Genomic DNA, 23,270 nt, shown 5'->3' on the forward strand with positions numbered 1-23,270 from the left:
ATCAGGTGGTGGTGCGGCAGCGTCGATGTCACTCGCTCAATCCGCTGCGGCTTCCGGCTACGCCCTGTCGGCCGCTGAAGATCCACCGGCGAATCCCTGGCTGCTGCCCTTCCTGGCGCGCGGCGGCGCGGCGCGCTGGGTTCTCGGGAACCTCGCCGTCGCGCTGCTCTATGCCGGGCTCGGCGTGGTGGTGGGACGGTTCTTTGGCGCCTATGGGCTGTTCCCGGCGCCGATCTGGCTGCCGGCCGGCCTCGCCTGCGTCGCCGCCATGGTCGGCGGGGCCGGCCTGCTGCCGGGCGTCTTCCTCGGCTCCTGCCTGGTCAACGGGCTGTTCTTCGGCAGCGCCGCCTGGCTGACCTTCGCCATCTCGGCGGGCAACACGCTGGGGCCCTGGGCCGGCGTCATGCTGACCCGGGCGATGCGGCCGCAGACCGGGCTGTTCACCCGCTTCATCGGCGTGCTCGGATTCATCCTCGGCGGCGTGCTGCTGCATGCGGCGGTGACGGCGGCGGTCGGCACGCTGGCGCTCTCGCTCGCCACGCCGATGTCGGCCGGGCAGGCCTATGCGGCATTCTCTGCCTGGTGGCTCTGCGACAGCGGCGGCACCTTCTTCTTCGCCCCCGCCCTGCTGCTCTGGCTCGGGGCGGAGCGGCGGGCGGCGCCGGTGGACCGGGCGCCGGGGGTGGTCGACCACCTCGTGCTGGCGGCGACGGTGCTGGGGGCGGCGGCGCTCTTCGCCGTGCCGGGGGCCGGGCTGCTGGTGCGGCCGGATGCCGTCTTCCTGCTGACCGTGCCGCTCTCCTGGATCACGCTGCGGATCTCGTTGCGAGCGGCCTATACGCTGCTGACGGCGATCTGCATCACGGCGACCGTCGGCACGGTGATGGGCGAAGGTCCCTTCCAGGGTCATGGCGTCGCCAACCCGCTGCAATCGGTCGGGCTGATGACGGTGCTCTTCGCCATGGACGCGCTGACCTTGATCGCGCTGACCAGCGAGGGGCGCGAGGCGCGGGCGCGGCTGGCGGAGACGCGGGGCACGCTCGCGCGCAGCATGGCGCGGACCGAGACCCTGGCGCGCGAGGCGCTGACCGACCCGCTGACCGGCGCCGGCAACCGGCGGCATTTCGACTATGCGGGCGGCGCGGCGCTCTACCGGGCGCGGCAGCGGGGGGAGGCCTTCTCGATGGTCCTCTTCGACCTCGACTACTTCAAGGCGCTCAACGACCGCGCCGGGCATGAGGCCGGGGATGCGGCGCTGCGCGGCGTCGTCCGCGCCTGCAAGGCCGTGCTGCGGGAGGCGCCGCTGTTCTTCCGCATGGGTGGCGAGGAATTCGCCGTGCTGCTGCCGGGGGCCGGCCTCGCCGAGGCGGCGCAGGTGGCGGAGCGGCTGCGGGCCGCCATCCGCGAGATGCCCTGGGATGGCGGCGCGAGCTGGCTGAGCGCCAGCTTCGGCGTGGCCGAGGCGCGAATGGCCGACCGCTCGCTCGACGAGCTGATGCGCCGGGCGGATGCAGCAGTCTATGCCGCGAAGGAGCGCGGGCGGAACCGGGTGGAGCTGGCTGCGGCCTGAGGCGCCGCTCAGTCCCCGCCGAGGCGCGGAGAGGCCGGCCGGTAGAAGGTGAGCGCCAGCCGCGTGCCGCGGCCGCCCGGGCCCGCGCCCCAGACCGGCACCGCGCCGAGCTGGCGGGCGAGGTTCCCGATCATCCGCATGCCGGTGCCGAGGGTGTCCTGCCCGACCGTCGTCGCCCCCGCGGGCAGCCCGCGGCCATCGTCCCACAGCTCCAGCCCGACGCGGCCGCCATCGGGCCCGAGCCGGATGCCGACCGTCCCCGGCCCGGTGCCGAAGGCATGCTTGAGGCTGTTCGTGACGAACTCGTTCACCACGAGGCCGAGCGGCGCCGCGGCGTCGGGCGTGGTGACGATCCCCCGGTCGACCTCCAGGATCAGCTGAATCCGCGCCGCCTCGCCCTCGTGGAAGCGCAGCAGCCCGCCCACGAGCTGGCCGAGATAGTCGCCGAGGTCCAGCCGGTCCACCTCGCCCGCCAGATGCAGCTTGTCGTGCAGCAGCCGCAGCGCCTCGATGCGGCGGGCGACGGCCCGCAGCGCGGCCTTGGCCGAGGCCGAATGCGTCCGGCGCGCCTGCACCTCGACCAGCCCCACCATGACCTGCAGGTTGTTCTTCACCCGGTGCTGCAGCTCGCGCAGCAGCCGCTCATTGTCCTCGGCGCGGCGGCGCAGCTCGGCATTCGCGCGCAGCCGGGTGACGGCGGAGGCCAGCATGTTGGCGTAGGTGCGCAGGAAGTCGACCTCGGCCTCGCCGAAGGGCCGCGGCTCGCGGGCATCCACCTGCAGCACGCCATAGGGCGGCTGGCCGTCGGCGCCGATGATCGGGACGCAGACGGTGGCGCGCACGCCGTGCTCGGCGACGAAGGGGGGCACCCCGAAGCGATCCTCCCGCTCGAGGTCGGGCGAGACGACCGCGCCATTCTCGCGCAGCGCCAGGCCTTCGGGGGTGGCGTCGTCGAGGTCCGTCCGCATATGGCCGACGATGCCCGGCCGCCAGCCGACGCCGGCGCGCAGCAGGAGCGTGCGCCCGTCCGGCTGCACCTCGACGACCTTGGCGAGCGCGGTGCCGAGCGCGCCGCCGACGAGCCGGCAGGCCTCGGTGAGGATCTCGTCCAGATCTTCCAATGCCAGCACCGACTCGCCGAACCGGGCGAGCACGCGCTGCTGTTCGAGGAGTTCGGTCTGATCGGCTTCGGACTGTCCCGGCATGGGGACGAAAAAGTCATGCAGCGGGCGAGGGTTGCACAGCGACCCGCATCTTGTGCCGGTACGGCTCGGCCCGAGCCCCGGCTCACCACCCGTGGCGGCGGGATGGGGAAGCAGTCCGGCGCCCGCACCACCTTCCCGGCGACTGCGAAGCGCGGGGTGACGTGGCGGAAGCCGCATGGCGAGGACGACGCATGTCAGCGCGGCGGCGGGCCTCGCCCGTCCCAGGCCGGCTCGGGCGGCGCGCCGCCATTGCGGGCAGCCTCGTTCCGCCCGTTCTCGAACAGGCCGAAGAGGCCCCGCAGGAAGCCGGGCGTCAGCGCCGCCAGCGGGTTCACCGTCACCGCCGGGTCGGTCAGCGGGCCCTGGATGCGGTAGGTCGCGGCGAAGACCCCTCCCCCCGCCTCCGGGCTGAACAGCCGCCCGACCAGCGGCAGGTTGCCGAGCAGCGTGTTGAAGACATAGGCCGGGACGATGGTGCCCTCGATCTCGGCGACCGCCCGCTCGCGGAGGATGCGGCCCTTGGCGGTGACGCCGAGCGAGGCGGAGAAGGCGCGCGCATCGGCCAGCGTCAGCGCCTCCGGCGTCAGGGCGAAGGGCGCGACGAGGCGGCTGAAGACGAGGCCGCCATTGCCGCGGGCGGCATCGACCAGCCCATAGAGCGTCATCGCCTGGAGCAGCTTCGCCGCCGCCGGGGCGTCGCGCAGGACGAAGCCCGTCAGCTCCGCCGTGCCGGTCAGCGCCGCGCCGGGGCGGGGCTCGGCATAGAGGCCGGTGACGGTGAGGCGCCCGCCCTGGATCTCGTTCACCAGGTCGAGGGCGTTGAGCAGCCCGCCGCCATCCTCGGCGACGAGGCTCAGCACGCGCTGCTGCCCGCGCGGGGTGAGCGAGGCCTCGAAGGCGCCGGGCGGGGCGCGGCCGGCGGCGGGGCCGAGGCCTCGCGGCGCGGTGCGGCCGGTGGCGCGGGCCTCGCGCACCACGCCGCGCGCATCGGTGCGGGCGCGGGCCTGGACGCCGAGCAGGTTGCGGTCCTCCCCCATCGTCACCCGGTCGAAGCGGAGGTCGAGCAGCAGGGGCGGGCCTTGCGGGTCCGCGGCCGTGGGCGGCGATTGGGCGGCCGGGTCGGGCGGGCCGAGCGCGGTGCGCAGGTCGAGCAGCGGGCCGCGCAGCACGATGGTCCAGGGCGCGCCGCCCCGCTCGGGCGGCAGCACCTCGCCGGTGAGGCGGGAGCCGGCGAAGAGGCTCTCGGTGATCTCCACCCGTTGCAGGCGGGACTGGGCGGCGAAGCGGACGGCGCCGCGCAGCGACAGGTCGCGGGTCTCGACGCGGAAGCTCTCGGCGGCGACCAGCGCCTCGCCCTGGAGGCGGAGGGTGGCCTCGGCGGTGCCGGGCCTGCCGGGGGGCTTGGCCCAGTTCAGCGCCTCGATGCCGAGCCGGGCATCCGCGAGGTCGCCGCGCACCACCGCCTGGCCCTGGCCGTTGCGGCGGCGCTCGCTGCGGGCCTCGAGGGCGACGGGGCCGGTGAGGATGGGCATGGCGTCGAAGCCGAGCACCGCGATCTGCCGCGCATCGAGCCGGCCGGCGAGGGTTGCGCGCTCGGTCACCTGGTTGGGCGCCCCGCGGCGGAAGTCGAGCTCGGCGGAAACCTTCACCGGGCTGCCGAGCAGGCTGCCCTGGCCGCTGGCGCGCAGCCCGTCGGTATCGACCGAAAGCTCGATGGCGGCGCGGTCGAGGTCCTGGTCGAGGATCAGGCCGGGCAGACGGGCATCGGCGATGCGGGCGGTGGCCTTGATCTTCAGCAGGTCGATGGGAAGGTCGTCGAGCAGGGGAAAGGCGATATCGAGCCGGGCCTCGGCGGTGCCGCCGGCGACCTGGAGCTTCAGCGGCTGGCGCTCGAACAGCTTGAGGCGGGGGTGCTTCAGCAGCACCAGCGCGTCGGCGAGCCCACCCGCGACGCCGAGGCTGATCTCGGCATTGCTCGATTCGGTGTCGAGATTGAGGAAACGGACGGTGCCCTCGCGGAGGTCGAGGCCGGCGCGGCTGCCCTCGGCGATGCCCTGGCGGCCGGCACGGGCGCGCAGCGTGATCTCGTTGAGGGAGAATTCGGCCGTGCCGGCGACGCCGGTGGCAGGCGGGATGGGGCGGAGCCAATGGACCGTCGCATCGCTCGCCTGGGCGGTACCGGAGAGGCCGGTGACGCTGAGGTCGTCGGGGGCGCCGGCGGGGGCTTCGGCCTCGATGCGCCAGCGGCCGTTGCGGACCTCGCCGGCGGTGATGTTCTGGGTGATCCAGTCGCGCTCGCCGCCCGTGGGGCTGCCGAGGCCGCGCGGCCAATAGCCCGGGAGGTCGGCGAAGGCGAGGCGGTCGAGCGAGAGGTCGAGCGCGCCGCGCCAGAGGCCGGCCTCGCGCGTAGCGGCGCCGCTCGCCTGGAGGGTCGGGGCGGGGCCGCCGCGCGGCAGGCGGGGCAGGCGGAGGGTGCCGCGGTCGAGGCGGAGATGGTCGGGGCTGCCGGAGAGGGCAAGTTCGGCCCGCTCGGCGGCGATGCGGCGGCCGCGGCCGAGATCGACCACGGCATTGCGGATGGCGAGCGCGAGCTGGGCATCCTCCAGCATCAGGTCGTCCATCGCCTCGGGGACGCGGAAGCGGGCCTGCAGCCGTGCCTCGTGCAGCAGCCCGGCGGGCAGGGCGACGAGCGTCGCGGCACGGGCCTCGGGGAAGAAGCCGGCGGGCCAGAGGCGCGGCAGGTCGGCGGCCTCGATGGGCTCGGCGGCGAGGTCGAGCGCCGCGTGCCAGGCGCCGTCGCGGTTCAGCAACTCGCCCCGGGCGGTAAGGGAGGGGCCGGGGCCGGCAAGCGTCAGGCGGGCGGTCTCGAGGCGGAGGGCGCGGCCGCTGCCGCTGGTGGCTATCGCAAGGCTGGTGAAGGGCAGGCGGCGGGCGGTGCCGTCCGGGCCGGGGCCGAGGTCGAAGGCGCCGGCGCCGGCGCCGAGCGCGGCGCGCAGGTGCTGCGGCCGGCCCTCGGCGTCGAATTCGGCATGGGCGGTAAGGCTGACCAGCGCATCGACCCGGCCGAGCGGCGCGAGCGGCGGCCAGAGCGCGGCCAGTTCGGGGGGGCGGAGGGCGGGCAGGCTGATGCTGGCGCTGAGCCGCATCGGCTCGCCCTCGGCGCGGGCCTCGAGCCGGACCTGGACGGAGGCATCGCCGGATTCGAGCCGCGCGGCGCCCTCGCCCGCCAGTCCGCCGGCCACGCCGCGGCGGAGGTCGAGCTGCAGCCCGGCCAGGGTCCAGCGGCGGCCGCTCGCCGGGTCGCGCAGGGCGAGGCTGCCGTCCCGGATACGCAGCCGCCGCAGGGAAGTGGTGGCACTGCGGTCGGAGGCGGGGCGCATCAGCATGCGCAGCAGGGCGAGCGGGTCGCCGCCGGTCGCCTCGGCCTCGCCGGGCGGGCCGATGGCGATGCTGCCATCGGGGGCGAGCACGGCCTCCAGCCGCGGGTTCAGCAGGGTGACGCTGGCGGGTGCGACGACGCCGCGCAGCAGGGCGCGCAGCGAGAGCGTCGCCGCGGCGTCCGGCAGCTCCACCACCGGGGCGCCGGCCAGCCCGTGCAGCCGCACATCGCCGAGGCGGATGTCGAGCGGCGCGGAGAAGCCGTTGCGGAAGCCCTCCCAGGCGATGGCGGCGCGGCCGATCCCGAGGCGCAGGCCATCGCTCCGGTCGTTCACCCCGGCCTCGATCTGCCGGGCGAGGAAGGGAATCCCGAGCGGCCCCTCGCCCAGCCTCCAGGCCAGCGTGCCGAGCGCCAGCGCCAGCAGCAGGGCCCCGGCGATCACCATGTGGCAGGCAGAGCCGAGCCAGCGCCAGCCGATGCGACGCGGCGCTTGACCTGCGGGGGTGCTCACGCCTTCCCTCGGGGGTGATGCTGACCCTGGATCGCCTGCCCCGCCCCTTCGACCCCGAGGCCGCCGCGCGGCTGGCGGAACGCTTCGCCGAGCGGGATGCCGCCTGCCGCGCCTTCGCCGCCAGCGCCGAGGGCGCGGCGCTGCTCGCGGCGCTGGGCGGCCACAGCCCCTATCTCGCCGATCTCGCCGTGCGCGAGGCCCCTGCCCTGCTGCGCATCGTGGAGCGCGACCCGGACGAGGCCTTCGCCATGGCCCTCGACCCGCTGGGGCGGGCCGACCCGGCGGCGTCGCGCGAGGCAGTCGGCGTGCTGCTGCGCCAGGCGAAGCGGCAGGCGGCGCTGATCGCGGCCGTCGCGGACATCGCCGGGCTCTGGACGCTCGACCAGGTGACCGGGTCGCTTTCCACCGTGGCAGAGCAGGTGATCGACTTCGCCTGCACCCATCTGCTCCTCGCCGCCGCCGCCCGCGGGGAGCTGCGCATCGCGGGCAAGACCCCGGCCTCGGGTAGCGGCCTCGTCCTGCTGGGGATGGGGAAGCTCGGGGGGCGGGAGCTGAACTACTCCTCGGATGTCGACCTCATGGTGCTCTATGACCCGGAGGCGGCAGCCTATCACAGCGACCGGGCGGGCGCCTCCTATGTCCGGCTGGCGCGCGACCTCGTGCGGCTGATGGAGGAGCGAACGGCCGAGGGCTATGTCTTCCGCACCGACCTCCGGCTGCGGCCCGACCCGGCAGCGACGCCGCTCGCCGTCTCGATCGAGGCGGCGATCACCTATTACGAGAGCATGGGCCAGAACTGGGAGCGCGCCGCCATGATCAAGGCGCGGCCCGTCGCCGGTGACCGCGCGCTGGGCGAGCAATTCCTGCGCGAGATCCGACCCTTCGTCTGGCGTCGCCACCTCGACTTCGCCGCCGTCGCTGACATCCATTCGATCAAGCGGCAGATCCACGCGCATAAGGGCTCGAAGGGCGCCGGCGCCACCATCGCGCTCGCCGGGCATGACGTGAAGCTCGGCCGCGGCGGCATCCGCGAGATCGAGTTCACCGCCCAGGTCCTGCAGCTGATCTGGGGCGGGCGCGACCCGGGCCTGCGCGACCCGACGACCCTCGGCGCGCTGGCGGCGCTGGCAGGGGCCGGGCGGATCGACCGGCGGGCGGCGGCGGACCTCGCCGATGCCTATGTCTTCCTGCGCAACCTCGAGCACCGGCTGCAGATGGTGGCCGACCGCCAGACGCACAGGCTGCCGGAGGACGAGCCGGGGCTCGCGCGCATCGCGTCCTTCATGGGCTATCCCTCGCTCGCCGACTTCTCGGCCGCCTTCATGGCGCATCTGGAGCGCGTGGGGCGGCATTACGGCGATTTCTTCGAGACCTCGCCCTCGCTCTCGCTCGCCGGCGAGGAGGCGCAGCGGGGCGACCTCGTCTTCACCGGCGTCGAGGACGACCCGGGGACCTCGGCGACGCTGAAGCGGATGGGCTTCGGCGACCCGGCCTCGGTCTCGGCCATGATCCGGGCCTGGCACCACGGCCGGCCGCGGGCGACGCGGAGCGAGCGGGCGCGCGAGCTGCTGACCGAGCTGATGCCGGCGCTGCTCACCGCCTTCTCGAAGCAGTCCAACCCCGACCAGGCGCTGGCGCGCTTCGACCGGGTGCTGGCGCGGCTGCCGGCCGGGGTGCAGGTGCTGAGCCTGTTCCGGCGCAACCCGGCGCTGCTGGAACGGGTGGCGGGGTTGCTCGGCGCGGCGCCGCAGCTGGCGGATCATCTGGCCCACAACGCGGCGGCGCTCGACGGGCTGCTCGCCGGCAGCCTCTCGCCCGCCGGCGCCGACCCTTCGGCCGGGCTGCCCGCCCTGGTGAAGGACGCCCGGCACCTGGAGGAGGCGCTGGAGGCCGCGCGCCGCCTCGCTACCGAACGAAAATTCGAGATCGACGCGGCCGAGCTGGAGGGCCAGCTCGATGGGGATACGGCCGGCGAGCTGCGCGCCGATCTCGCCGATTCAGCCATCGCCGCGCTGCTGCCGCGGGTATCGGCCGATTTCGCCGAGCGCTACGGAAGGGTGCCGGGCGGGGCGTTGGCCGTCGTCGCCTTCGGCAAGCTCGGGGGGCGGGAGATGCTGCCCGGCTCCGACCTCGACCTCGTCCTGCTCTACGACCACGACCCCGACGCCACCGAGAGCGTGGGCGGGCGGAAGGCGCTCGCCCCCTCCGAATACTTCATTCGCCTCGCCCCCCAGGTGGTCGGCGCCATCACCGCGCCGGGCGCCGAGGGGCGCCTGTGGGAGGTGGACATGCGCCTCCGCCCCTCCGGCAACAAAGGGCCGGTGGCGATCCGCCTGGCCGGACTCGAGCAGTACCACCGCGAGAATGCCTGGACCTGGGAGCGGATGGCCCTCACCCGCGCCCGCCCGGTCGCCGGCCCCCCGGCCCTCAAGCGCCGCATCAACGAGATCCTGCGCGCCGCCATGCTGAAGCCCGGCGCCGCCGATGTCGCGCTCGCCGACGCCACCGCCATGCGGGCGCGGATGCTGCGCGAGCTGCCGGCCGAGGGGCCTTGGGACGTGAAGGCCATGCCCGGCGGCCTGATCGAGGTGGAGTTCATCGCCCAGGCCTTGCAACTCGCCCACGCCCCGCGCGAGCCGCGCATCCTGGCGACGACGACGCGGACTGCCCTCGCCCGCCTCGGCCAGCACGGCATCCTGCCGGCGGAGGAGGCCGCGACGCTGATCGCCGCCGACCGGCTGTGGCGGACCGTGCTCGGGCTGGTGCGGCTGACCATCGGCAAGTCGCGCGATGTGGCGCTGCCGGCCCCGGCCGAGGCCGCCCTGCTGCGCGCCGTCGGGCCGCTGCTCGACCCGCGCCCGGTTGACCTCTCGGCGTTGCGCGCTCAGATGCAGAACATGGCCGGAACGGTCCGCGCGATCTTCGAGCGGCGCGTCGGTGTGTTGGGGGGCGCAGGATGAGCGAGGCGGGACCGGTGGAGGGCCAGGCGGCCCCGGAGTTCAGCATGCCGGCGAGCGGGGGGCGGACCGTCAGCCTCGACGGGCTGCGGGGCAAGCCCTTCCTGCTCTATTTCTACCCGAAGGCGGACACCCCCGGCTGCACCAAACAGGCCTGCGGCATCCAGGAGGCGCTGCCCCAGCTCGGCAAGCTCGGCCTGACGGTGGTCGGGGTGAGCCCGGACAAGCTGCCGCCCATCGAAAAATTCGCCGCGAAATTCGGCCTGGAATTCCCGCTGGCTTCCGACGAGGACCACACGGTGGCCGAGGCCTACGGCACCTGGGTCGAGAAGAGCATGTACGGCAAGAAGTACATGGGCATGGAGCGCAGCAGCTTCCTCGTCGATGCCGAGGGCAAGGTGGCGAAGATCTGGCGCAAGGTGAAGCCGGAGGCGCATGCGGCCGAGGTGCTGAAGGCGGCGCAGGCGCTCTGACCTACATCCGCTTGTAGTCCTCCGTGGCGATGTCCTCGCCGAACTGCCCCTTATCCTCCGGCAACGGGCCCCGATCGACCGGGGCGCCGGTATCCATCGGCGCCGCCTGGACCGGGACGGCCTCGAGCGGCCCGTCCTCGGCGAGCGGGATCGCCCGCTCCGCCGTGCAGGAGCAGACCGTGCTGCCGTCGGGCAGCAGGTTCGGCATCGTCACCTCCTCGCAATGCGGGCACTGGATGGCTTCGAGCCGCGGGGAGGCGGGCGGGGGTGCGCTGTCGCTCATGCCCGCATTAATGCGCGAACCGGGGCACAGTTCAGATGAAACCGCCCCTTGCCCCTGCTGGTGCCCTGCCGCGGCTTTGCCGTGGCAGGCGGGACGAGGCTTCGGGACCGGAAGCGCAAACCGGGGCCCCCACGACGCCGCGCAGCGGTGTCGTGGGGAGTAATCAGTTGATCTGCGACAGGTCCTCCGCCAGCACGACGATCTGGATGGCGTAGGAGACCTCGCCATCCTCCATGTCGCGATGGACGGTGCCGACGAATTCCCCGCCGACGAAGAGTTCCACCGAGGCGTTCTTCCGCTGCGGGGTGCTGAGCTTGATCTTCTCGTTGCCCAGCAGCCGGCGGAGATGCGCCTGCACCGCGGCGAGTTCGGCTGGGGTCATTCTGGCTTATCCTGACAAAGACGGGAACGCGGAGGCATAGACCCAGCCGCGCCCCGCCGCTACCCCTTTGATCCGGCTTCCTCCGGCGTCAGCAGCCGGAGCGAGAGCGCATGCATCCCGCCCTGGAACTCGGCCTCCAGCGCCGCATGCACGGCGCGCGAGCGGGCCAGCCGGCCCATCCCGACGAAGCCCTCGCTCACCACCAGCAGGCTGTAATGCGTCTCGCCGCCGGGCTGGGCGCCGGCATGGCCGGCATGGCGATGGCTGTCATCCTCGACGGCGATGCTGGCGCCGGGGAAGGCGGCGAGGAGAGCGGCTTCGATGCGGCTGGCGCGGGTCTGCATGGGAGGATTCTGCTGGCTTTCAGCCATTCGGGCAAGCCGGGCCGCCTCGGCTTGCAGACCGGGGGGTGGGCGCCCATAAATCACCGATGCCCCCCCGACGTGGTGCCAAGCCCGAGCCCCTGAGCCCGCCCCGCCCCTGCGAGATGCCGGGCTGCGAGGCGCAAGCCGAGTACCGGGCCCCGAAATCCCGCACGACCCTCAACGAATACCGCTGGTTCTGCCTGCCGCATGTCCGGGAGTACAACGCCTCCTGGGACTATTACAAAGGCATGGGCCCGAACGAGATCGAGGCCAATCTCCGCCACGACACCGCCTGGCAGCGGCCGACCTGGCCGCTCGGCCGGCTCGGCGGCAGCCAGCGCTTCAGCGCCGAGTTCCTGCGCGACCCGCTCGGCCTGCTCTATGCGACGCCGCTGCATGCCAAGCGGACGAAACAGCCCGAAAGGCCGCAGGCCCCGCCCGAACTACGGGCCGCGCTCGACGTTCTAGGGCTCGAGTGGCCGCTGGACCAGCCGACCTTGCGCGCCCGCTACTACGCGCTGGCCAAGCAACTTCACCCGGATGCCAATGGCGGCGACCGCGGCGCCGAGGACCGCCTGAAGGATGTCAACCGCGCCTACAGCCTGCTGCGCCAGCGGGCCGGCGCGGGCGGCTTCCAGGCGGCGCCGGCCGAAGCGGGCGCCGCCCGATGAGCCGGCCCGCGGTTTTGAAATCGCCGGAAGCCGGGTAGCCTGCCGCCTTCCCCTGTCCTAGACTTTCCTCAAGAACCTGAGCGGATGCCGATGAACAAGGTCGCCAACCTCGCCGAAATCCGTCCCACCTCGGCGATCGAAGCCCCGGACACCAGCGTGAGCGCGCGGGAGGCCTTCGGCCTCGACATCGACATGCAGGTGCCTGCCTTCTCGCAGCGCACCGAGCACGTGCCGGAGGTGGACGACACCTACCGCTTCGACCGCGAGACGACGCTCGCCATCGTCGCAGGTTTTGCCAACAACCGCCGCGTGATGATCCAGGGCTACCACGGCACCGGCAAGTCGACCCATATTGAGCAGGTCGCGGCCCGGCTGAACTGGCCCTGCATCCGCGTCAACCTCGACAGCCACATCAGCCGCATCGACCTGATCGGCAAGGACGCCATCGTCCTGAAGGACGGCAAGCAGGTGACGGAGTTCCGCGAGGGCATCCTGCCCTGGGCGCTCCAGCACCCCTGCGCGCTGGTCTTCGACGAGTACGACGCCGGCCGGCCGGACGTGATGTTCGTCATCCAGCGCGTGCTGGAGGTCGAGGGCAAGCTGACGCTGCTCGACCAGAACCGGGTGATCCGGCCGAACCCCTATTTCCGCCTCTTCGCCACGGCGAACACGGTGGGCCTCGGCGATACGACCGGCCTTTATCACGGCACGCAGCAGATCAACCAGGGCCAGATGGACCGCTGGAACATCGTCGCCACGCTGAACTACCTGCCGCACGCGCAGGAGACGCAGATCGTGATGGCGAAGCTCGGCATCGACGCCTCCGACGCCAAGATGAAGAAGCGCGTCGAGGCGATGGTGGCGCTGGCCGACCTCACCCGCGCCGGCTTCATCGCCGGCGACATCAGCACGGTGATGTCGCCGCGCACGGTCATCACCTGGGCCGAGAACACCCGCATCTTCGGCGATGTCGGCTTCGCCTTCCGCCTCACCTTCCTCAACAAGTGCGACGAGGCGGAGCGCAGCACGGTGGCCGAGTACTACCAGCGCTGCTTCAACGAGGACCTGCCGAGCACGGGGCTGCTGAAGAAGGCGGGCTGAGCCCCGCCTTCACAGCGACCAGCGGCCGGGGACTGAAGCGGAAGTCATAGAAGCATGTCGAAGCAGGACCTGACCCGCCAGGAAGAGTTCAAGCGCGCCACCGCGGGCACGCTGCGCGCCATCGCCCATGCCAATGTGGAGGTCCAGGTGGCCTTCCAGCCGGGGCCGGGCGGCGTCGCGGGCAAGCGCGTGCGGCTGCCGCTGCCGACCCGCGCCCTGCCGCCCGCCGAGATGGCGAAGCTGCGCGGCGCGGCCGATGCTGCGGCGCTCAAGCTCCGCCATCATTCCGAGACGGTGCATGCCTCGCGCCTGCCGCAGCGCCGTGAGGCGAAAGAGGTCTATGACGCGCTCGAGGATGTGCGCGTCGAGGCCGTCGGCAGCAAGCACATGGCCGGCGTCGCCGCCAATCTCCGCGCCCGGCTGAACGACCTCTGCGAGACCGAGGGCTACGACCGGATGACCCGGAAGGACCAGCTGCCGCTGCCGGCGGCGCTGTCCCTCCTGGCCCGGGAGCGCATCTCGGGCGAGCCGGCACCGCAGGCGGCCCATCGGGTGCTCGACCTCTGGCGGGAGTCGCTCGGTGAGAATGCCGATGCGGCCTTCGAGGAGATGGCGCGCTCCACCGACGACCAGGACGCCTTCGCCCGCGCCGCCCGCAAGCTGCTGACCGCGCTCGACCTGGCCGAGGCCGAGGTGGAGAGCGAGGCCGAGGAGCAGGAGGACGGCGAGGAGAGCGGCGAGCAGTCCAGCCAGCAGGACCAGTCCGGCGAGGGCGAGGCCCAGTCGCAGGACCAGGAGAGCATGCTCGGCGCCCAGCCCGAAACCATGCAGGGCGAGGCCGCCGAGGAAGAGGCGCAGGAGACCGAGGACGAGGGCGCCGCCGCCGAGGGCGACGACAAGCCCGGCGGCCCGCAGCAGCGCCGCGAGGTCCCGCAGACCGACGACGCCAGCCGCTACCACCCCTTCACCACCAATTTCGACGAGATCACCGAGGCCGAGGAGCTCTGCGACCCGGAGGAGCTGGGCCGCCTGCGCCAGCAGCTCGACCAGCAGCTCAGCCACCTTCAGGGCGTCGTCTCCAAGCTCGCCAACCGCCTGCAACGGCGCCTGCTGGCGCAGCAGCAGCGCGCCTGGGAGTTCGACCTAGAGGAAGGCCAGCTCGACGCAGCCCGCCTCGCCCGCATCGTCGCCAACCCGATGCTCTCGCTCTCCTACAAGCGCGAGCGCGAGGCCGATTTCCGCGACACCGTCGTCTCCCTGCTGATCGACAATTCCGGCTCCATGCGCGGCCGGCCGATCACGGTGGCGGCGATGTGCTCCGACATCCTGGCCCGCACGCTGGAGCGCTGCGCGGTCAAGACCGAGATCCTCGGCTTCACCACCCGCGCCTGGAAGGGCGGCCAGAGCCGCGAGCGCTGGGTGCAAGAGGGCAAGCCGCGCAACCCCGGCCGGCTCAACGACCTGCGCCACGTCGTCTACAAGGCCGCCGACGCTCCCTGGCGCCGGGCCCGCAAGAATCTCGGCCTCATGCTGCGCGAGGGGCTGCTGAAGGAGAACATCGACGGCGAGGCTCTGGAATGGGCCTACAAGCGCCTCCGCGTCAGGCCGGAGCACCGCCGCATCCTCATGGTGATCTCGGACGGCGCGCCGGTCGACGACAGCACCCTCTCGGTCAATCCCGGCAACTACCTGGAGCGCCACCTGCGCAAGGTCATCGCCGATATCGAGGGCCGCGGCGACGTGGAGCTGATCGCCATCGGCATCGGCCATGACGTGACGCGCTACTACCGCCGGGCGGTGACCATCGTCGATGCCGAGGAACTGGGCGGCACCATGATGAAGAAGCTGGCCGAGCTCTTCGACGAGGATGCGGCGGAGGCCTGGCAGCGGGCCTCGGCGGAGCGCTCCGCCGTTCTTGTGTGACAGCGGCCGGGGTTTCGGACTATCTGCAGGTCGCTCCCTGAGGACCTGAACCCCCATGCCCCCGCGGGCTCCGCACCGCCTTTCCCGCCGCTCGCTGCTGGCGGCGCTGGCCCTCGCCGGCTGCTCCCGCGGCGGCGCCCAGACCGCCACCCGCCCGCTGGCGCTCGACCCGCTCCCCGCCGGCAGCCGCTTCGAGGCGCTCGGCGCCTTGCAGATCAACGACGACGCGCTCGGCTTCGGCGGCCTCTCGGCGCTGCATATCGACGATGACCTCCGCCTGACCGCCATCAGTGATGTCGGCCATTGGGTGACCGCGCGCCTCGTGCTGCGCGATGGCCGCCCGGAGGCGCTGGCCGAGCTGCGCACCGGCCCGCTCCGCGACGGCAGCGGCATGCCGCTCCGCCGCGGCTATGGCGGCGATGCCGAATCCCTCGCCCGCCTGCCGGATGGCGGCTGGCTCGTCGGCTTCGAGCGCTGGCAGCGCATCCGCCGCTACCGCGACATCGACGGCCCCGGCGAATATGTCGAGGCCCCGCCCGGCCTCGACTTCGCCCCGCGCAACGGCGGGCTCGAATCCCTCACCGTGCTCGGCGACGGCCGCTGGCTGGCCATTGCCGAGAAGCTCTACCCCCGCGGCGACGAGACGCTGCGCCGCGCCTGGATCGGCGGGCCCGGCCGATGGCGGCGCATCGCCTACCGCCCCGAGGACGGCTTCGACCCGGCCGATGTGGCGGCGCTGCCCGAGGGCGGCGCGCTGGTGCTGGAGCGCAGCTTCTCCGTCTTCGCCGGCTTCGGCGGGCGTGTGGTCCGCCTCTCGGCCGCGCAGCTGGAGGCCGGGGTGATGCAGGGCGAGGAAGTCCTCCGCCTCGAAGCCCCCATCCCCCGCGACAATTACGAGGGCATCACCACCTTCCGCGCCGGCGGGCGCACGCTCGTCGCTCTCGTCTCCGACGACAACGAGAACATGCTGCAGCGGTCGCTGCTGCTGCTCTTCGCCGTCATCGACGAGTAGGCCCTACCGCCCGAGATAGCCGAGGATGCCCCTGGCCGCCGCCACCCCCGTGCTGAAGCAGGCCTGTAGCAGGTAGCCCCCGGTCGGCGCCTCCCAGTCCAGCATCTCCCCGGCGAGGAAGGTCCCCGGCCGCCCCTGCAGCATGAACCGCTCGTCGACCGCCTCCCACCCCACCCCGCCCGCGGTGGAGATGGCCCGCTCGATCGGCGCCGTCCCGGTCAGCCGCAGCGGCACCCCCTTCACCAGCCGCGACAGCGGCTCCCTGGTGCCCCCATGCAGCGCCTCCTGCACCAGTCCGATGCCGATGGGCGAAAGCCCCACCCGCCGCAGCCGGTTCGAGACCGATACCCCCCCGCGAGGCCCATCCAGCCGCGCCGCCAGCGCCTCCGCCGCCTCATCCGGCCGCAGGTCGATCCTCACCACCGCCTCGCCCCCGGCCGCGATCGCCTCCCGCAGCGGCGCGCCGAGCGCATAGACCGCGCCGCCCTCGATCCCGCCCGCCGTCACTAGCGCCTCCCCTCGCACCCGCTCGCCCCCGAATTCGAGGGCGATGCGCTTCAGCGGCTGCCCCTCGAACCGGCTGCGGAAGACCTCCGACCACCCGAACAGGAACCCGCAATTGGCCGGCCGCAGCGGCGCGACCTCGTCCGCCGGGAAGAATCGCACCCATCTCCCGTCCGAGCCGAGCCGCGGCCAGGAGGCGCCACCGAGCGCCAGCAGCACCGCCGCCGGCCGCAACGCCATCTCCCCCTCCGGCGAGGCGAGCCGCAGCGCCCCATCCTCCGCCCACCCCTCCCAGCGATGCCGGAAGCGGAATCCCACCCCCTGCTCCGCCAGCCGCGCCAGCCAGGCGCGCAGCAAGGGCGAGGCCTTCAGCGCCTGCGGAAAGACCCGGCCGCTGGTGCCGGTGAAGAGCGGCTGCCCCAGCCCCTCCGCCCAGTCCATCAGCGCCGCCGGCGGGAAGGCGCGCAGCGCCGCCTCCAGCCGCCCGCTGGCCGCCCCATACCGGCCGATGAACCGCTCCAGCGGCTCCGAATGCGTCAGGTTCAGCCCGCCCCGCCCGGCGATCAGCAACTTCCGGCCCGGGCTTGGCATGCGGTCGAAGACGGTGACGGCCAGCCCGGCCGCCGCGAGCGTCTCGGCCGCCACCAACCCGGCCGGCCCGGCGCCGATGACGGCGACTTCATTGGGGTTCATGCCGGCTTGTAACGCCGTGGGGATGGCCGGTGAACCCGGGGCGGCGAGCGCCGTTAGGGAGCGCAACCGAAATGGAGAGTTCCAATGGCCAATGGTTTCCTGTCCAGCCTCCGTTCCCGCGCCGATGACGTGCGCGATGATGCCGAGCGTTACGGCCGCCGCGCCTCCAGCAGCCTGCGCGACACCGGCGAGCGCCTCCGCGATAGGGGCGACGACGCCCGCGGCGAGCTGTCCCGCCTCTGGGGCCAGCTCGAGGACCTGGTCGAGCGCCGCCTCGGCCCGGCGGCCAACGACGTCGCCAGCCGCGCCAGCTACTACGCCCGCGACGGCCGCGACGCCGCCTATGACGTGGCCGACCAGCTGCGCGAAGTGACGCGGTCGCGCCCGCTGCTGGCGATCGGCGTCGCCGTCGCGGCGACCTGGGCGATCAGCGCCATGCTGCGCAGCCGCCGTTAAGGCTCCGAGGGGGGCTTCGGCCCCCCTTTCGTTGCAGGTTTTTCGCTGGATTCGGCCGCCCGGAAGTCCAATTTAAAGGGGCGATGAACCAGATCCTCCCGCCCGTGATGTTCTACCCGCCGAAGCGGCCCGCCCCGCCGCCGGAGCGGCGGCTGAAGGTTGTCTCCCCCTTCGAGCCGAACGGCGACCAACCCGAGGCCATCAAGCAGCTCGTCGCGGGCCTCAAGGCCGGCGAGCGCGACCAGGTGCTGCTCGGCGTCACCGGCTCGGGCAAGACCTTCACCATGGCGAAGGTGATCGAGCAGCTCCAGCGCCCGACGCTCATCCTCGCACCCAACAAGACGCTCGCGGCCCAGCTCTACGGCGAGATGAAGAGCTTCTTCCCCGAGAACGCCGTCGAGTACTTCGTCTCCTACTACGACTACTACCAGCCCGAGGCCTACGTCCCGCGGACCGACACATACATAGAAAAAGACGCCCAGATCAACGAGCAGATCGACCGCATGCGCCACTCCGCCACCCAGTCCCTGCTGGAGCGGAACGACGTGGTCATCGTCGCCTCCGTCTCCTGCATCTACGGTATCGGCTCGGTCGAGACCTATTCGCGGATGGTGGTGAAGCTCGAGCTCGGCGGCCGGATCGAGCGCGACGTGCTCGTCAAAGGCCTCGTCGAGCAGCAATACCGCCGCAACGACGCCTTCTTCGCCCGCGGCACCTTCCGCATCCGCGGCGAGACGGTGGACATCTGGCCCTCCCACCTCGAGGACCGCGCCTGGCGCATCAACCTCTTCGGCGACGAGATCGACGGCCTCAAGGAATTCGACCCGCTGACCGGCGAGATCACCGCCGAGATGCAGCGCGTCCATATCTACGCCAACAGCCACTACGTCACGCCGCGGCCGACGATGCAGCAGGCCATCATCTCCATCAAGGCGGAGCTGAAGCAGCGCCTGGCGGAGCTGCACGAGGCCGGCCGCCTGCTGGAGGCGCAGCGCCTTGAGCAGCGCACGCAATTCGACATCGAGATGCTGGAGACCACCGGCTCCTGCAAGGGCATCGAGAATTACAGCCGCTACCTCACCGGCCGCCGCCCCGGCGAGCCGCCGCCGACGCTCTTCGAGTACCTGCCGGAGAACGCGCTGCTCGTCGTCGATGAAAGCCACGTCACCGTCGGCCAGCTCGGCGGCATGTATCGCGGCGACTTCGCGCGGAAGAGCGTGCTGAACGAGTTCGGCTTCCGCTTGCCCTCCTGCATGGACAACCGGCCGCTGAAATTCGAGGAGTGGGAGACCTACCGGCCCGAGACCGTCTTCGTCAGCGCGACGCCGGGGCCGTGGGAGATGGAGCGCACCGGCGGCGTCTTCGCCGAGCAGGTGATCCGCCCGACCGGCCTGATCGACCCGGTGACGGAAATCCGCCCGGTCGAGGGGCAGGTCGATGACCTGCTCGCCGAATGCCGCGACCAGATCGCCAAGGGCGGCCGCGTCCTCGTCACCACGCTGACCAAGCGCATGGCCGAGGACCTGACCGACTACATGACTGAGGCCGGCATCAAGGTCCGCTACCTGCATTCCGACGTGGACACGCTGGAGCGCATCGAGATCATCCGCGACCTCCGCCGCGGCGTCTTCGACGTGCTGGTTGGCATCAACCTGCTGCGCGAGGGGCTCGACATCCCCGAATGCACGCTCGTCGCCATCCTCGATGCCGACAAGGAGGGCTTCCTCCGCTCCGCCACCTCGCTGATCCAGACCATCGGCCGCGCCGCGCGCAATGCCGAGGGCCGCGTCGTCCTCTACGCCGACCGCATGACCGACAGCCTGCGGAAGGCGCTGGAGGAGACCGAGCGCCGTCGCACCAAGCAGATGGCCTGGAACGCCGAGCACGGCATCACGCCGACCACCATCAAGCGGCAGATCGCCGATGTCATGCAGTCGGTCTACGAGCAGGACTACGTGACGGTCGAGGCGGTCGAGGGCGATGCCTCGGCGCAGTTCATCGGCAGCAACCTGCGCGCCACCATCGCCGACCTGGAGAAGCGCATGCGCGCCGCCGCCGCCGACCTCGAATTCGAGGAGGCCGCCCGGCTGCGCGACGAGATCAAGCGCATGGAGGCGCTCGACCTCGGGCTGGAGCCCAACCTCGCCGGCCGCTCCCTGCAGGGCAGCGCGCCGAAATCCCCCGGCCGCGCCAAGGCCGATTGGAAGCCGAAGCCCCTCGGACCGGGCGGCGGCGGCTACGACCCGGAGAAGCGCCGCGGCGGGCGGAAGCGCGCCCGCGCCTGACCACGGGGAACGCCCCTCCCCCACTGGGCGTTTCGCCCGCAACAGGCAGGAGGAGGCAGCCATGGGCGAGTTCACTGGCAGGATCAGGATCGACCGTCCGGCATCGGAGGTCTTCGCCTTCCTCTCCGACCCGACCGCCATGCCGCGCTACCTCCAGACCGTGCGGCGCGTCGAGCAGCAGGGTCCCGGCCGCATCGCCATGGAAGGCGAGGCGCATGGCCACCAGTACCGCGACGAGGGCTGGATCAAGGTCGAGCCGGAGGCCCGGCGAATGCACTGGGGCTCCGACCGGCTCAAGGACTATGGCGGCGAGATGATGGTGACCGAGACGGAAGGCGGGGCGGAGGTCTCCATCCGCCTCAGCATCGTGCCCGAGCCGCAGGTCGCCGAACGGATGGAGCAGGAATCCGGCGCCGTCGACCATGCGATGCGGAAGGCGATGGAGCGGACGCTCGGCGCCATCAAGGCGGCCTGCGAAGGCAGCGGCGACCCGGCCCCGGATGCCCCGCGCAGCGCCGACGACCTGCCCGACAGCCGCCCCTTCGGCAGCAGCGCGACCCTCAACCCCGATATCTGAGCCGCTTCCGCTTGCCTCGGCGCGGGTAGTCCATTATAGGAATATCCGCCCAGGCCTTTCCTGCGGCCTGCATCCCGAGCCCGCCACTTAAAACCCTTAAGTCCTAAATCCGGGCCACAAAACCCGTTTTATCAATAGTTTGGCCGCCACCCGCTTTAGGGTCCGTTCACCGGACCATCCGCCCGCCGCAGCGCGGCTCGGCGCAGCACATGCACCAGATGCTCCGGGTCGAAGGGCTTTCGCACGGTCGGCACGCCGGCATGGCCGCCCTGGCCGAGATCGTCGCCATAGCCGGTCATGAAGACGAAGGGCACGCCCCGCTGCGCCAGCCGGTCCGCCACCGGCAGGGCGCTCCGGCCGCCGAGATTCATGTCGAGCAGGCAGCCATCCAGCCCGCCATCGGCGCAGGCGGCCTCGATCCGGTGGAGCGCATCCTCGACCGTGGCGGCGGTGCCGAGCACGGTGGCGCCGGCCTCAGTCAGCTCATCCTCGACCAGCATGGCGACGAGCGCCTCGTCCTCGACGACGAGGAGGCGGAGCGAGCCAAGGCTTGCGGCAGCGTCTTCCGGAAGCGTCACGGCCATCGTGCATCTCCAGGGTTGACCAAAGCCGGGTTAGCGCCGGACGGCAAAACCCGTCTGTACGTAAGGATACCTGACGGTATCAGCGGCCGCTGTGTCCGGCCAGCCGTTGCGCTTCCTGAAGGACCGCCGCGTAGCATTCGCAGGAGGCAGCCTCGAGGCCGTGGCGGCTGGTGATCTCGAGCTGGCCGCGCTCGTAGCGGATCAGGCCGGCGCGCTGCAGGCTGCCCGCCGCCACCGTCACGCCGGCGCGGCGCACGCCGAGCATCATCGAGAGCAGCTCGTGGGTGATGGCGAAGCGGTCGCCATCGGCGCGGTCATGCGCCATCAGCAGCCAACGGGCGAGGCGCTGCTCGGTATGGTGGCGGCCGTTGCAGGCGGCGGTGCGTGCCACCTGCTGGAGATGCGCCATGGCGTAGAGCAGCAGCTCGCGGCGGAGCACCGGGCTCCACTCCAGCGCCTCGGCGAAGGAGTCGGCATCGAGCTGCAAGGCGATGCCGGTGTGCTGCACGATGCCCTCGATATCCGCGCGGTCCGTGCCGTAGAGCAGCGGCAGCCCAAGCATTCCCTCCGGGCCGACCAGGCCGACCTCGGCGCCGTTGCCGTCCTGCAGCATGACGACCATGGAGACGAAGCCGGATTCGATGAAGTGCACGGCCGCGATGGGGACGCCCGGCTTCTGCACGCTCTGGCGGAAGGGCAGTTCGATGGGCTTCAGGCTGGGCCAGAGTCGTTGCAGGTCGGCGGGCGGAAGAGCAGCGAGGATTCGATTGGATGGATGAGGAAGCACCGATTCGCTCAATGGTCGATCCTCGCCAGGTTCAGGCGAGAGCGCGAATCTCCCAGCCGCCCGCGCGGCGTTACGGCGCGGGAGAGCGAGTCATTAGAGGCCGCGTTCCATCGTGTCGGTACGGTTTCAACGCGCCCGCATGGATCAGGCGGCGGGGCCTGCCGGCAGCCAGACCTTGAAGCAAGCGCCGCTGCCCGGCTCGCTTTCGATCAGCAGCTGGCCGCGATGCCGGTTGACGATGTGCTTGACGATGGCGAGCCCAAGCCCCGTGCCGCCGGCGCTGCGCGAGCGCCCGCGGTCGACGCGGTAGAAGCGCTCGGTGAGGCGCGGGATGTGCTCGGGCGAAATGCCCGGCCCGTCGTCATGGACGGAGAGCAGCACGCCGGGCCGGCTCGGCAGCCGCGGCCCGCCCTGGCAGCGCGCGACCGCGAGGCGCACGGCGCCGCCCTCGCGGCCATGGCGGATGGCGTTCTCCAGCAGGTTGCGCAGCACCTGGGCGAGCTGCTCGGCATCCGCCGGCGCGGCGAGCGCGCCCGGCTCCAGCTCGGCCGCGAGGCTGGCCTTCCGGGCACGGAAGAGCGGCTCCAGCGCATCCGCCTCGGCGCGGGCGATGGCGGCGAGGTCGGCCTGCCCCGTCGGCGGCTGGTGCTCGGTCAGCTCGATGCGCGAGAGGCCGAGCAGGTCGTCGATCAGCCGGCGCATCCGCTCCGACTGCTCGGCCATGATGCCGAGGAAGCGCTGGCGGGCCGCCGGGTCGTCCTCCGCCGGGCCGCGCAGCGTCTCGATGAAGCCGATCAGGCTGGCGAGCGGCGTGCGCAGCTCGTGGCTGGCATTGGCGACGAAGTCGGCGCGCATCCGCTCCACCGCGCGCTCGCGCGAGCGGTCGGAGAGGAGGATGACGATGCGCCCGCCATCGGCGAGAGGCGGGTCCATCGGGATGACCTGGGCGGCGATCTCCCGCGTCACCCGCACCGGCAGCGCGATATCGGCGGTGTGCGGCCGCCCTTCGGCCAGCGCCCGGTCCACCGCCTCGGCCAGCATGGGGTGGCGCAGCAGCGCGGCGACGTCGCCGTCGCGCGGCGGGCCGCTGTCGGCGGCGCCGAACAGGGCCCGCGCCGCGGCATTGGCGCGCAGCGGCCGGCGCTCAGGCGAGAGGACGAGCAGCGGGTCGGGCAGCCGCTCGACGATCGCCTCGTCGGCGCGGCGCAGGCGTCCGACCAGCTCGCCCTGGTCGGCCAGCGTGCGGGCGAGGCGCGCCACGCCCTCGGCGATCTCGCCGACCGCCGGCAGCAGCGGCGTGCCGTCGGGTGGGACGAGGTGCCCATCGGCCGCGGCGGCGCGGCGCAGCGCCTCGGCCAAGCGGGCGAGGTTGCCGATCCAGAGCTGGGCGACGGCGAGCGCGCCGAGGGCGCAGGCGAGAAGGGCGAGCAGGCCGGGGCCGAGGGACAGCTCGCCCTCGGCGAGCAGCAGCAGCAGGGTCAGGGCCGGGACGGCGCCGATCAGCCCGGCGGCGGCGAGGATCCGGCCGGTCGGCGGGCGGGCGGGCATCGGA

19 protein-coding genes are annotated in these 23,270 nt (G+C 72.5%); 10 read left to right on the plus strand and 9 right to left on the minus strand.

What is annotated here, in order from left to right; all coding sequences use genetic code 11:
* Positions 1-25 precede the first annotated feature (25 nt).
* On the plus strand, positions 26-1,570 hold the full coding sequence (locus EP26_RS32115; protein WP_052389323.1) for a GGDEF domain-containing protein: 1,545 nt from the start codon (positions 26-28) through the stop codon (positions 1,568-1,570).
* Positions 1,571-1,578: 8 nt separating this feature from the next.
* Here the strand turns inward: EP26_RS32115 and EP26_RS17735 are convergent, their stop codons facing one another.
* Positions 1,579-2,775 carry a sensor histidine kinase gene (locus EP26_RS17735; protein WP_052389324.1) on the minus strand — a complete coding sequence of 399 codons (1,197 nt, stop codon included), beginning with the start codon at positions 2,773-2,775 and terminating at the stop codon, positions 1,579-1,581.
* 194 nt (positions 2,776-2,969) lie between these two features.
* On the minus strand, positions 2,970-6,665 hold the full coding sequence (locus EP26_RS32120) for a YhdP family protein (protein WP_157033607.1): 3,696 nt from the start codon (positions 6,663-6,665) through the stop codon (positions 2,970-2,972).
* A gap of 17 nt (positions 6,666-6,682) precedes the next feature.
* On the opposite strand from EP26_RS32120, the gene EP26_RS17745 reads away from it, so the two are divergent.
* Together EP26_RS17745 and bcp are read left to right on the plus strand one after the other, a co-directional pair.
* The gene (locus EP26_RS17745; RefSeq protein WP_043340516.1) at positions 6,683-9,625 is read left to right on the plus strand and encodes a bifunctional [glutamine synthetase] adenylyltransferase/[glutamine synthetase]-adenylyl-L-tyrosine phosphorylase; all 2,943 of its coding nucleotides are present in this window, start codon (positions 6,683-6,685) and stop codon (positions 9,623-9,625) included.
* Positions 9,622-10,095: a thioredoxin-dependent thiol peroxidase gene (gene bcp, locus EP26_RS17750; protein ID WP_043340518.1), complete on the plus strand. Its 474-nt coding sequence runs from the start codon at positions 9,622-9,624 to the stop codon at positions 10,093-10,095. The genes EP26_RS17745 and bcp overlap by 4 nt, the downstream gene beginning before the upstream one ends.
* Before the next feature lies 1 nt (position 10,096).
* Here the strand turns inward: bcp and EP26_RS17755 are convergent, their stop codons facing one another.
* From EP26_RS17755 to EP26_RS17765, 3 genes are all read right to left on the minus strand, one after another.
* A complete protein-coding gene (locus EP26_RS17755; protein WP_043340520.1) occupies positions 10,097-10,378 on the minus strand; it encodes a hypothetical protein in 282 nt (93 codons plus the stop codon).
* A gap of 163 nt (positions 10,379-10,541) precedes the next feature.
* The gene (locus tag EP26_RS17760) at positions 10,542-10,760 is read right to left on the minus strand and encodes a DUF3126 family protein (RefSeq protein WP_043340522.1); all 219 of its coding nucleotides are present in this window, start codon (positions 10,758-10,760) and stop codon (positions 10,542-10,544) included.
* 59 nt (positions 10,761-10,819) lie between these two features.
* Entirely contained in the window at positions 10,820-11,104 is a 285-nt protein-coding gene (locus EP26_RS17765; protein WP_043340524.1) for a BolA family protein, read from the minus strand.
* Positions 11,105-11,190: 86 nt separating this feature from the next.
* Here EP26_RS17765 and EP26_RS17770 point away from each other — a divergent pair, with 86 nt between their 5' ends.
* From EP26_RS17770 to EP26_RS17785, 4 genes are all read left to right on the plus strand, one after another.
* Positions 11,191-11,796 (plus strand): J domain-containing protein, encoded by a 606-nt coding sequence (locus EP26_RS17770; RefSeq protein ID WP_084112633.1) that lies wholly within the window; start codon positions 11,191-11,193, stop codon positions 11,794-11,796.
* Positions 11,797-11,886: 90 nt separating this feature from the next.
* Positions 11,887-12,897, plus strand: a complete 1,011-nt coding sequence (gene cobS, locus EP26_RS17775) for a cobaltochelatase subunit CobS (protein ID WP_043340527.1) — start codon at positions 11,887-11,889, stop codon at positions 12,895-12,897.
* Positions 12,898-12,951: 54 nt separating this feature from the next.
* On the plus strand, positions 12,952-14,820 hold the full coding sequence (gene cobT, locus EP26_RS17780; protein WP_043340528.1) for a cobaltochelatase subunit CobT: 1,869 nt from the start codon (positions 12,952-12,954) through the stop codon (positions 14,818-14,820).
* Positions 14,821-14,875: 55 nt separating this feature from the next.
* The gene (locus EP26_RS17785; RefSeq protein WP_052389327.1) at positions 14,876-15,832 is read left to right on the plus strand and encodes an esterase-like activity of phytase family protein; all 957 of its coding nucleotides are present in this window, start codon (positions 14,876-14,878) and stop codon (positions 15,830-15,832) included.
* Positions 15,833-15,835: 3 nt separating this feature from the next.
* Here the strand turns inward: EP26_RS17785 and EP26_RS17790 are convergent, their stop codons facing one another.
* Entirely contained in the window at positions 15,836-17,029 is a 1,194-nt protein-coding gene (locus EP26_RS17790) for a TIGR03862 family flavoprotein (protein ID WP_043340529.1), read from the minus strand.
* A gap of 84 nt (positions 17,030-17,113) precedes the next feature.
* On the opposite strand from EP26_RS17790, the gene EP26_RS17795 reads away from it, so the two are divergent.
* The 3 genes from EP26_RS17795 to EP26_RS17805 all read left to right on the plus strand — a co-directional run bounded on the left by EP26_RS17795 (position 17,114) and on the right by EP26_RS17805 (position 20,347).
* Positions 17,114-17,485 carry a hypothetical protein gene (locus EP26_RS17795; RefSeq protein ID WP_043340530.1) on the plus strand — a complete coding sequence of 124 codons (372 nt, stop codon included), beginning with the start codon at positions 17,114-17,116 and terminating at the stop codon, positions 17,483-17,485.
* An 83-nt stretch (positions 17,486-17,568) separates the two neighbouring features.
* Positions 17,569-19,770 (plus strand): excinuclease ABC subunit UvrB, encoded by a 2,202-nt coding sequence (gene uvrB / locus EP26_RS17800; protein ID WP_043340531.1) that lies wholly within the window; start codon positions 17,569-17,571, stop codon positions 19,768-19,770.
* A gap of 61 nt (positions 19,771-19,831) precedes the next feature.
* Positions 19,832-20,347, plus strand: coding sequence for an SRPBCC family protein (locus tag EP26_RS17805; RefSeq protein WP_043340532.1), 516 nt, complete (start codon positions 19,832-19,834; stop codon positions 20,345-20,347).
* A gap of 155 nt (positions 20,348-20,502) precedes the next feature.
* On the opposite strand, the gene EP26_RS17810 is transcribed toward EP26_RS17805, so the two are convergent.
* The 3 genes from EP26_RS17810 to EP26_RS17820 form a co-directional block, all read right to left on the minus strand.
* Positions 20,503-20,931, minus strand: coding sequence for a response regulator (locus EP26_RS17810; protein ID WP_052389328.1), 429 nt, complete (start codon positions 20,929-20,931; stop codon positions 20,503-20,505).
* A 79-nt stretch (positions 20,932-21,010) separates the two neighbouring features.
* Positions 21,011-21,730, minus strand: a complete 720-nt coding sequence (locus EP26_RS17815) for a Crp/Fnr family transcriptional regulator (protein ID WP_043340533.1) — start codon at positions 21,728-21,730, stop codon at positions 21,011-21,013.
* 132 nt (positions 21,731-21,862) lie between these two features.
* Positions 21,863-23,266, minus strand: coding sequence for an ATP-binding protein (locus tag EP26_RS17820; RefSeq protein WP_043340534.1), 1,404 nt, complete (start codon positions 23,264-23,266; stop codon positions 21,863-21,865).
* Positions 23,267-23,270: the final 4 nt, after the last annotated feature.

The organism is Belnapia moabensis DSM 16746, from assembly GCF_000745835.1.
In the GTDB taxonomy this organism is placed as follows: Bacteria; Pseudomonadota; Alphaproteobacteria; order Acetobacterales; family Acetobacteraceae; genus Belnapia; species Belnapia moabensis.

What these genes read in the sequence shown, in the direction of transcription:
- EP26_RS17805 (WP_043340532.1), top strand. Translation starts at nt 19,832, where the DNA reads ATGGGCGAGTTCACTGGCAGGATCAGGATCGACCGTCCGGCATCGGAG.
- EP26_RS17820 (WP_043340534.1), bottom strand. Translation starts at nt 23,266, where the DNA reads ATGCCCGCCCGCCCGCCGACCGGCCGGATCCTCGCCGCCGCCGGGCTG.
- EP26_RS32115 (WP_052389323.1), top strand. Translation starts at nt 26, where the DNA reads ATGTCACTCGCTCAATCCGCTGCGGCTTCCGGCTACGCCCTGTCGGCC.
- EP26_RS17755 (WP_043340520.1), bottom strand. Translation starts at nt 10,378, where the DNA reads ATGAGCGACAGCGCACCCCCGCCCGCCTCCCCGCGGCTCGAAGCCATC.
- EP26_RS17785 (WP_052389327.1), top strand. Translation starts at nt 14,876, where the DNA reads ATGCCCCCGCGGGCTCCGCACCGCCTTTCCCGCCGCTCGCTGCTGGCG.
- EP26_RS17810 (WP_052389328.1), bottom strand. Translation starts at nt 20,931, where the DNA reads ATGGCCGTGACGCTTCCGGAAGACGCTGCCGCAAGCCTTGGCTCGCTC.
- bcp (WP_043340518.1), top strand. Translation starts at nt 9,622, where the DNA reads ATGAGCGAGGCGGGACCGGTGGAGGGCCAGGCGGCCCCGGAGTTCAGC.
- cobT (WP_043340528.1), top strand. Translation starts at nt 12,952, where the DNA reads ATGTCGAAGCAGGACCTGACCCGCCAGGAAGAGTTCAAGCGCGCCACC.
- EP26_RS17760 (WP_043340522.1), bottom strand. Translation starts at nt 10,760, where the DNA reads ATGACCCCAGCCGAACTCGCCGCGGTGCAGGCGCATCTCCGCCGGCTG.
- EP26_RS17790 (WP_043340529.1), bottom strand. Translation starts at nt 17,029, where the DNA reads ATGAACCCCAATGAAGTCGCCGTCATCGGCGCCGGGCCGGCCGGGTTG.
- EP26_RS17765 (WP_043340524.1), bottom strand. Translation starts at nt 11,104, where the DNA reads ATGCAGACCCGCGCCAGCCGCATCGAAGCCGCTCTCCTCGCCGCCTTC.
- EP26_RS17795 (WP_043340530.1), top strand. Translation starts at nt 17,114, where the DNA reads ATGGCCAATGGTTTCCTGTCCAGCCTCCGTTCCCGCGCCGATGACGTG.
- EP26_RS17770 (WP_084112633.1), top strand. Translation starts at nt 11,191, where the DNA reads ATGCCCCCCCGACGTGGTGCCAAGCCCGAGCCCCTGAGCCCGCCCCGC.
- EP26_RS17735 (WP_052389324.1), bottom strand. Translation starts at nt 2,775, where the DNA reads ATGCCGGGACAGTCCGAAGCCGATCAGACCGAACTCCTCGAACAGCAG.
- cobS (WP_043340527.1), top strand. Translation starts at nt 11,887, where the DNA reads ATGAACAAGGTCGCCAACCTCGCCGAAATCCGTCCCACCTCGGCGATC.
- EP26_RS17745 (WP_043340516.1), top strand. Translation starts at nt 6,683, where the DNA reads ATGCTGACCCTGGATCGCCTGCCCCGCCCCTTCGACCCCGAGGCCGCC.
- uvrB (WP_043340531.1), top strand. Translation starts at nt 17,569, where the DNA reads ATGAACCAGATCCTCCCGCCCGTGATGTTCTACCCGCCGAAGCGGCCC.